The organism is Pseudoalteromonas maricaloris, assembly GCF_024746855.1.
Lineage (GTDB): Bacteria > Pseudomonadota > Gammaproteobacteria > Enterobacterales > Alteromonadaceae > Pseudoalteromonas > Pseudoalteromonas maricaloris.
Genome location: NZ_CP024625.1, coordinates 498,981 through 507,412, shown reverse-complemented (window position 1 = coordinate 507,412; position 8,432 = coordinate 498,981). Strand labels below are relative to the sequence as shown.

The 8,432-nt window shown below is 42.4% G+C and carries 6 protein-coding genes; 4 read left to right on the top strand and 2 right to left on the bottom strand.

What is annotated here, in order from left to right; translation table 11 throughout:
* Nucleotides 1-723 precede the first annotated feature (723 nt).
* The gene (locus CTT31_RS02110) at nt 724-2,739 is read right to left on the bottom strand and encodes an amidohydrolase family protein (protein WP_130126961.1); all 2,016 of its coding nucleotides are present in this window, start codon (nt 2,737-2,739) and stop codon (nt 724-726) included.
* 112 nt (nt 2,740-2,851) lie between these two features.
* The gene (gene ggt, locus CTT31_RS02105; protein ID WP_260491863.1) at nt 2,852-4,546 is read right to left on the bottom strand and encodes a gamma-glutamyltransferase; all 1,695 of its coding nucleotides are present in this window, start codon (nt 4,544-4,546) and stop codon (nt 2,852-2,854) included.
* A 310-nt stretch (nt 4,547-4,856) separates the two neighbouring features.
* Between ggt and CTT31_RS02100 the strand changes: the two genes are divergently transcribed.
* The 4 genes from CTT31_RS02100 (at nt 4,857) to CTT31_RS02085 (ending at nt 8,430) form a co-directional block, all read left to right on the top strand.
* Nucleotides 4,857-6,512 (top strand): diguanylate cyclase domain-containing protein, encoded by a 1,656-nt coding sequence (locus CTT31_RS02100; protein ID WP_260491862.1) that lies wholly within the window; start codon nt 4,857-4,859, stop codon nt 6,510-6,512.
* Nucleotides 6,509-7,318: a putative bifunctional diguanylate cyclase/phosphodiesterase gene (locus tag CTT31_RS02095; protein ID WP_260491860.1), complete on the top strand. Its 810-nt coding sequence runs from the start codon at nt 6,509-6,511 to the stop codon at nt 7,316-7,318. The genes CTT31_RS02100 and CTT31_RS02095 overlap by 4 nt, the downstream gene beginning before the upstream one ends.
* A gap of 126 nt (nt 7,319-7,444) precedes the next feature.
* On the top strand, nt 7,445-7,879 hold the full coding sequence (zur, locus tag CTT31_RS02090; protein ID WP_039494096.1) for a zinc uptake transcriptional repressor Zur: 435 nt from the start codon (nt 7,445-7,447) through the stop codon (nt 7,877-7,879).
* A gap of 80 nt (nt 7,880-7,959) precedes the next feature.
* Entirely contained in the window at nt 7,960-8,430 is a 471-nt protein-coding gene (locus CTT31_RS02085) for a chemotaxis protein CheX (RefSeq protein ID WP_010607100.1), read from the top strand.
* The last annotated feature ends 2 nt before the right edge of the window (nt 8,431-8,432 follow it).

Below are 8,432 nucleotides of genomic sequence, written 5' to 3'. Positions count from 1 at the left end.
GCCATCCCCATAACTTGGTTGGGATTCCTTTGGCAACAGCGCGAGCAGTATCAATTTGGCTTGCGACAGTTAACCATCAGTAACGTTGTAAAAAACCAATCAATTACTTAACCGCAACAAACACAGTACCCACTTAAGTAGGAGAACGTTTGTAGGGTATATCTATAAAGGTTAACTAACCGCTAAAACCGCGAGCCAAGTTAATCAACAGCACCTTTTGCTATTTGCTTGCAGCATACATACAACATTGCTGTAATCACTCACTGTCACTTTAACGCTTGAATATGGCAACTTTTTTACCATCCTTATACGCGAGGGTGACGACATCAAAGTCTCAAATAGAGTTATAAAAAAGACCATACTGAAGCTGGTAAATCACACACAATTTGTGTGGCTTCACATCAACGACTCATGATCTGTACTGAAAAAGGCTAGCACAAGAAACTGATAAATAAACCGCTTTATTAACAAAAAAGTAAATTTATCCATTACACAAGATTACACCGAACCATTTTTACGAATTTTTTATTAGATAGTAATAGGAAAGTCAGAACGGTTTGTTTATTTATTGAACAAACCTCTGTTTTAGAAACACTTTTGGTAAAACTCAGAAATACAATTTAGTCTGATATCGAGGTAACGAAAATAAAACCAGTGCAAGTTTTATATTTATTTGCACTGGTCTTACAGCATCAAACTATTACTTTTATAACGTACTTAATATTACTTTAGCGAAGGCGAGGTAGTGAACGGCTTCACTCCAATCGCTTGGTAAATTTCAGCAGGCTTAAACGCTTGCTCTCCTTTGATCACCAATGTCGCTTTTTGCAGTGCCGTAATATCCTTAAGTGGATCGCCGTCGATCAATACTAGATCTGCCACTTTACCCTTGGCAATTGAGCCGGTTTGATGTGCAACGCCCATCAATTTGGCACTTTCTAGCGTTGCCATATTCAGCACATCAGCCGCAGGAATGCCCGCATCAACGTAAAGCGCTAGCTCACGGATCAAGGTAAAGCCTGCAATATTATCCGTTCCAGGTACCATTGGAACACCAGCATCATAGAGCTTTTTCAGCATTTTTTGCATCGCTTCACCCGACTCTTGGTAGCTCAGTTTAAATTGTTCATCAACATGCATCTCAGCCCCTTTTAAACCGCGAGCGAATGCAATTGGCATATGCTCTGAAATAGCAGCAAATTCCGGATTGATCTTTTGATCTTCTGCCATCAATAAACTTCTAAATGTAGATACGGTAGGATCTACAACGATGCGCTTATCACTTAGTAGCTTGATGAATGCATTCATCTCTGGACTATCAAGTGATAAGCCTGAGGCTTGCTCTCCCATCAGTGAAAACCGTTTTTGTGTTCTGGTATCCACTTCTTCACCAGCAAGGAAATTAAGGAACAGCATATTAATGTGCTGAATCTCATCGTAGCCATTTGCAATGGCTTGCTCTGCCGTCATAAACGCAGGCACGTGACCGCTAAGTCTCAATCCACGGCTATGCGCACGCTCAGAAATAGGCTTTACCCAGTTCGGATCGATAGAAGAATATAGCTTTACTTGAACATAGCCATTATCAGCAAAGAAATCGACCGTCTCGAGCGCTTCTTCCAATGACTTCACACTTAAGCCCGCTGAGTTTTCGCTGTATTTATCCATAAAGCCAGCACGGTACACTCGAGAGCCCAGCACCTGATTGGTGTTAAAGAGCGCTTCAATTTCCATAATATTGTCGTGCTCGTTACCCATGTCCCTAACGCTGGTAACACCGTTCGCAATATTTAAAATACCGTTCTCTTTTGATAAATGACCGTGCATATCCCAAAGCCCAGGGATCAAGGTTTTCCCTTTTCCATCAAGGCTAACCACGCCATTTTGCTTTTTAATATGTTTAGCGATTTCGACAATCTTGCCATCTTTAATCAATACATCATGGTTTTTCAGCAGTTTTTTCTGCTCACCATCAAAGACAGCAACATTTTCAATAAGTAATGCAGGGACATCATGTGTCAGCTTGCTTGCGAGGTTTTCTAAATGCTGCTGTTCGGCTTGTTTTTGGATAGCCTCAAGTTCTTCGAACTGTGCTTTGGTGTAGCCGTCGCGCAAGACATACATTGGCCCCCAACTTTGTGCGAAGTAGTTACCATCGTCGTCATACCATGCAAAATTAGGAGTAAGACTAAGGCCACTCGTTACTAATAGATGAACGGTTTGCTCCCCTAATTTCATCGTTTTCATTTTTTCGATAAGCATTTTACCTTGAGGGTAAACATCTAATTCGTATTTATTATTTTTTAGAACATAACGCATCGTCGCGTTATCTAGTGCAAGGTGGTTATTAGACGGTACGTAGAAATCGAGTGTCGCATCAGCCTTAATGCCTGATTCATTGACACTTTTCCACTGCGCAATGCCTCTGTTATAGCTAAACGTTTCGTCAATTGTGGAGCCAAAAGCAGAACGTCCTTTAAGACTAAAATTGATGGGTAGTCCTTTTTCATTCAACTTTAAGGTTTCATCAATTAAGATCCGACGATTGTTCCAGCCAAACTCAATTTTGGCTTTATAGTTTTGCTCGTCGATTTTTTCTTGGGTTAGCGTGCCTGCTAAGCCCTTTTCTGAGTAAACATTATTGGTAATGGTGTCAGCAAATACCACCCAACTTTGGGTAGTTAAAAGCGCCGCAACGAGTGTCGACAAGGCACTTCGCTTTGTTATTATTTTTGTCATGTTCTTGTTCCTTACATTTCCGTTTAACAACAATGATATTACATCAAGATAACAAAAAGCGAAGCGCTTTAACTGTTACAATTCGTGTTGATTTCACCACTCAATCAGGCTTTTAGTAACCTGCTGCTTGGCCATCTTTCCTTGTTTCGGATGCACCATAGTACACTCCAGTTTTACCATCTCGCATAATCGCTTGATAACCGCCATAGGGACCAACTGCTTCTTGTAATTTATGACCCTTTTTTATCAGCTCTCTACGGGTTTCCATGGAAAAACCAGACTCGAGACTAACATACCCTCCATCAGTCATGATTTCACCGGTTGGTTGCGATGAACCACTATGCAAAATTCGAGGTGCATCGCCCGCTTCTTGTAGATTCATACCAAAATCAATCATGTTAATGAGGATCTGCGCATGCATTTGTGGTTGAGTCGCGCCTCCCATCACGCCATAACTCATCCATGGTTTACCATCTTTAGTGACAAAGGCAGGAATAATGGTGTGAAAAGGTCTTTTTCCCGGCGCATAACCGTTGTAATGATTTTTATCTAACGCAAACAGCTCGCCTCTATTTTGTAATACAAAGCCAAGCTTAGCTGGAGTCATACCTGAGCCCATACCACGGAAATTACTTTGGATCAGCGACACCATATTCCCTTCTTTATCGGCAGTCGTAAGATAAATGGTATCCCCTTCTACAGGCCCTGCATGATCGCGTTTAGCTGCTTTATTTGGATCAATCAATGCACGCCTTTTGTCAGCATATGCTTGCGAAATAAGCGTCGCGACGGGTATCTCATTAAAGTCTGGATCGGCGTAGTATTTTGCCCTATCTGCAAAGGCAAGTTTTTTTGCTTCAACAAAGGTGTGAATATACTCTGGGCTGTCGAATCCCATTGTCTTGATATCATAGCCCTCTAAAATATTGAGAATTTGCTGGGCGGCAATGCCCTGACCATTAGGAGGTAGTTCCCATAACGTGTAGCCGCGATAATCAGCACTTACGGGGTCAACCCACTCACTGTGGTGCTCAGCCAAGTCTTGGTAACTTAAGTATCCACCATTGGCTTTCATGTAACGGTCAATTTCTTTAGCAATTTCGCCTTTATAAAAGGCATCGCGGCCTTTTTCTGCAAGTAACTCATAGGTATTAGCGAGTGCCGGATTCTTAAATATCTCTCCTTTTTTAGGCATTTCCCCCTCTGGCATAAACACTTCTTTAAATCCGGAATATTGCTCACGGGCCGACACCGAGCGCTGCATATAATAAGCAATCAACTCAGAAACTGGAAAGCCGCTTCTAGCGTAGTCGATACTGGGCTGAAGTAACTGTTTCATTGGCAGTTTGCCAAATTTGTTGTGCAGTTCAAACCAACCATCGACCGCACCGGGTACAGAAACGGGAAGCGGCCCATAGCTTGGAATTGTATCGCCTTGCTGCTGTAATTTTGCTAGCGAAAGGCTTTTTGGTGAGCGCCCAGAAGCATTGAGACCAAATAACTTTTGTTGCTTCGCGTCCCACACAATCGCAAATAAGTCGCCACCAATACCGCAACCTGTAGGCTCAACTAAGCCAAGCATGGCATTGGCTGCAATTGCAGCATCTATGGCGCTTCCGCCTTGCTTCAATACCTCTATTGCGACTTGGGTTGCCAGTGGTTGAGAAGTTGCCGCCATGCCCTGAGTTGCAATCACCTCAGAGCGGCTAGCAAAAGCTTTTCCGGTGATCCTGTCATAAGCGAGAGCCGCTGAGCTTACTGATGCACAAAGCATACTAACCAGCGTGCATTTAACTACCTTATTCATTATTTTCTCTTTTGTTGTTTTCTTTTTAACCAATATAAAAAGCCAAATTGCTTACAGCAATTCATTTGCGGTCAAAGCGAAAGAAAACGAGATTGGACCTAATGCGAAAACTCAACAATCCATTGCCATAGCACTCGCTCTACCACGAGAATATTCGCCCAAATTTGATACAGGTTTTTGCAGCTGGACTACACTAGTGATGGATCACTCTGCAGAAAAAAGTAAACGCGTAAGAGCAAGAACCACAGCCTGGGTAATGGCATTGAAATGAAAATCCTAATCGGGATCGGGGTAATTGAATTGGTTATTTATGAGTAATCGGGTTATTTCTATAAATTTAAAACAAACGCTGACTTGGGGCACGGTACTCTGTGGCTTGGTGATCTCGTCTCTTATTATCTCCATTTCATATGTTAGTCAACGAGACATGCTGCTCGAAAGCTATGAGACTAAACTAAGACAAAATTTAACTCATTTAGGTAAACACCTTTTTACTGAGTTTGTGGAGGGCAACAATAATCAAGTTAGCCTGACTCTCGAGGATTATTATTCTGACAGTAAATATAAAGCACTCTTCCTTATTCAAGGAGAAACGCTCATCAACGAAACCCAACACTCAGCGATTGGACTACAAGTATTTAATCAAGTTATCAGTCAGGCGCAAGCGACAGCAACACTACGCACACTTGACCTCACTGTAGCATTTGACCCAAATCAGCAGCACTTTCTCGCAGCCATTCCCATTTCACCTAAAGTGCCCGTCGCTGAGTCCGCTGATGTAGTTAGGCTGGTTGCTATTTATGACGTAAGCACCGTTTTTCTTTCGTTAAAGCAACAATTGATAACGAAGGCGAGTATTTTAGCGGTGTTTTTGATACTCATCATTATTGCGCTACTAAGCTTTACCCATTACTTCATTCATAAACCAATCAAAAGACTGATCCAAGTAGGCGATGCATTATCCACAAAGTCTTTGAGCAGTAGAGCCGACATCGTGGGACATGGCGAGCTTGGAGTCCTTGCTAAGCAATTCAATGTCATGGCACAAACGTTAGAGAAAAACTGGCAACAACAATTACAAAGCACTCAGGAATTACAGCGCCGTCACGCTCTTATTAATAGTGTTTTTGAGGCTTTACCGGATATTTTCTTTATAATCAATACGGACGGTACCATCTTAGAATGCCATACCGGAAAATCAGACGACTTGTATATGTCGCCAGAGCAATTTATCAACAAGAAAATGGCGGAGGTACTGCCCTCCCACGCAGCTAAACAATTTAGCCAAGCCATCAAGTCTGCCAATCAGCGCCACCAATTAACCCAAATAGAATATCCACTGACAATTGCTGATCAAGCAAAGCTATTCGAAGCTCGGTTATCTCCTATTCCAGGAACAGATCAACTAGTAATCGCAGTGCGCGATATCACCGAGAAAAAGCGTCAAGAAGAAGTCATTTTACATCACGCTTTTTATGATTCATTGACCGATTTACCAAATCGCTTTTTAGCGATGGAGCGGCTAGCACAGCAACTGTTTGATGCGGAACGCAACGATGAGCTTGCGGTAGTGTTTTTTATTGATTTAGATGATTTTAAAAGGATCAATGATTCACTCGGTCACGAAACGGGGGATCAAATTCTCATCGCTTCAGGAGAAAGGCTCAAGCAATCGCTACGTGAGCGAGATACCGTGTCACGGCTTAGTGGTGATGAGTTTATTGTGTTGATGGGAGGGTTTAAGCACACTGCAGACATTACCTCTGTTGCCGATATGCTCATCAAACTTTTTCACCATCCCATTATTGTCGACGATAAAGATTTTAATATTTCAGTCAGTATAGGCGTTGCTATCTATCCTTTAGACGCGAACTCCCCCAAGAATTACTTAGCTGCGCTGATACCGCGATGTACAATGCCAAAAGTAATGGTCGCAACAACTACTGTCTATTTAATCAAAAGATGAGTCAACAGTTATCTCGACGCATTGAAATTGAGGAAGCACTGCGCGTAGCACTGAATGAAAACGAGTTAGAAGTGTTTTACCAACCGCAATTTTATATTGAAGACAGTGATGTATTTGGCGCGGAAGCTTTACTCCGCTGGCACAGTAAAACACTGGGTAATGTCTCTCCTGCGGAGTTCATTCCCGTCGCAGAACAAAGCGGTTTGATCATCGACATCGGATTGTTTGTACTCTCAACTGCTATTAACCAAGCACACCAATGGCAGCAACACTTAGACTTCGACATCCGTATCGCAATCAATTTATCACCTAGGCAGTTTAAAGATCCTAACCTATTGAAACAGATAGAGCTATTAGTAAAAGACATCCCGATTGCCAATCGCTTTATCGAGTTGGAGATCACTGAAGGCGTACTGATCTCAGGACAGGCACAGGTAAAACAGACCTTAACCCAATTACATCAGTTAGGGTTTAAATTATCTTTGGATGATTTTGGTACGGGCTATTCGTCACTGAATTACCTCCGTCATTACCCCTTCGATTTACTCAAAATCGACCGCAGTTTTATCAGCGATATGCTCGCCACTCACGAGTCTAAAGCGTTAGTTAAAACCATTATTGCCATGGCGCATAATTTATCGATGAAGGTAGTCGCCGAAGGCGTGGAGACGCTGGAGCAATTGCATTTATTGCAGCAGCTGGAATGTGATTTTGGTCAAGGATATCTGATCAGCAAGCCGCTTTCTGCTGCACAGTTTGAAACCTTTTTCCATACTAAGATCGAACCAGTTAAGCGCTCTTCTTAGCAAGAAAAATAAAGTGTAAAAGCAACATCGCGCCCGAATATCCACTTGAGATAATAAATCAGGGTAAACACAAGACTAATAAAAATAATATGTTAGTATTGCAAGGCAGTGTAAGGATTTTGAATCATGAATATAGAGTTACTAGTTAGCAAAGCCAAGCAAGTATGTGACAACCGTGGTGCACGATTTACTCCTATTAGAGAAAAAGTATTTAGACTACTCGCCTCTAAACAAGGTGGCGTTGGCGCATACGACTTACTTGAAGAGCTCAAGTTGACGGAAGCGGCTGCAAAACCCGCTACCGTATATCGTGCCTTAGACTTTCTTTCTGAGTTGGGTTTTATCCATAAAATTGAAAGTACGAATGCGTTTATGCTTTGCCACCACTTCGACCACACACATCCAGTGCAGTTACTGATCTGTGATAGTTGCGGTAACGTTCAAGAGTTACACTCAAACACGATTTCGCATGAACTGAACAACCTAGCTGCTGAGACTGGATTTGTAGTTACAGAGCAAACCATCGAGGCTCATGGCCGTTGCGAAAAATGTAAAGATTAAGTGCAGTGAGCAAAAAAGCCCACTACACTTATCACTAAGAGCGACACTAATTTATTAAAAATGCGTAAGGGAAAGTCCATATGAATGTAGAGTTCATCAACCCCTTTTTATCATCTCTAATCAATGTATTGGCTACAATGGCGCAAACTGAATTGACGCCGGGTAAGCCAAAAGTGAAGAAAGACGAAGTCGCACAAGGTGATGTATCGGGTCTGATTGGCATGGTTGGTCCACAGACAAAAGGGTCATTTTCGATCACCTTTGAAGAGAACCTAGCGCTAACCATTATGGAGCGTATGCTTGGAGAGCGCCCAGATTCCATAAATGAAGACGTCACTGATATGGTTGGTGAAATCACCAACATGGTCACTGGCGGTGCTAAAAACCTGCTCGGCGAAAAAGGCTACGAGTTTGATATGGCAACACCGGTTGTTGTTTCAGGCCCTGGCCATACCATCACCCATAAATGTGATGGCCCTAAACTTATTATGCCATTCACCTCTCCTGACGGTAATGCCAATATCGAAGTCAGCTTCGACAAACTCGCCTAACA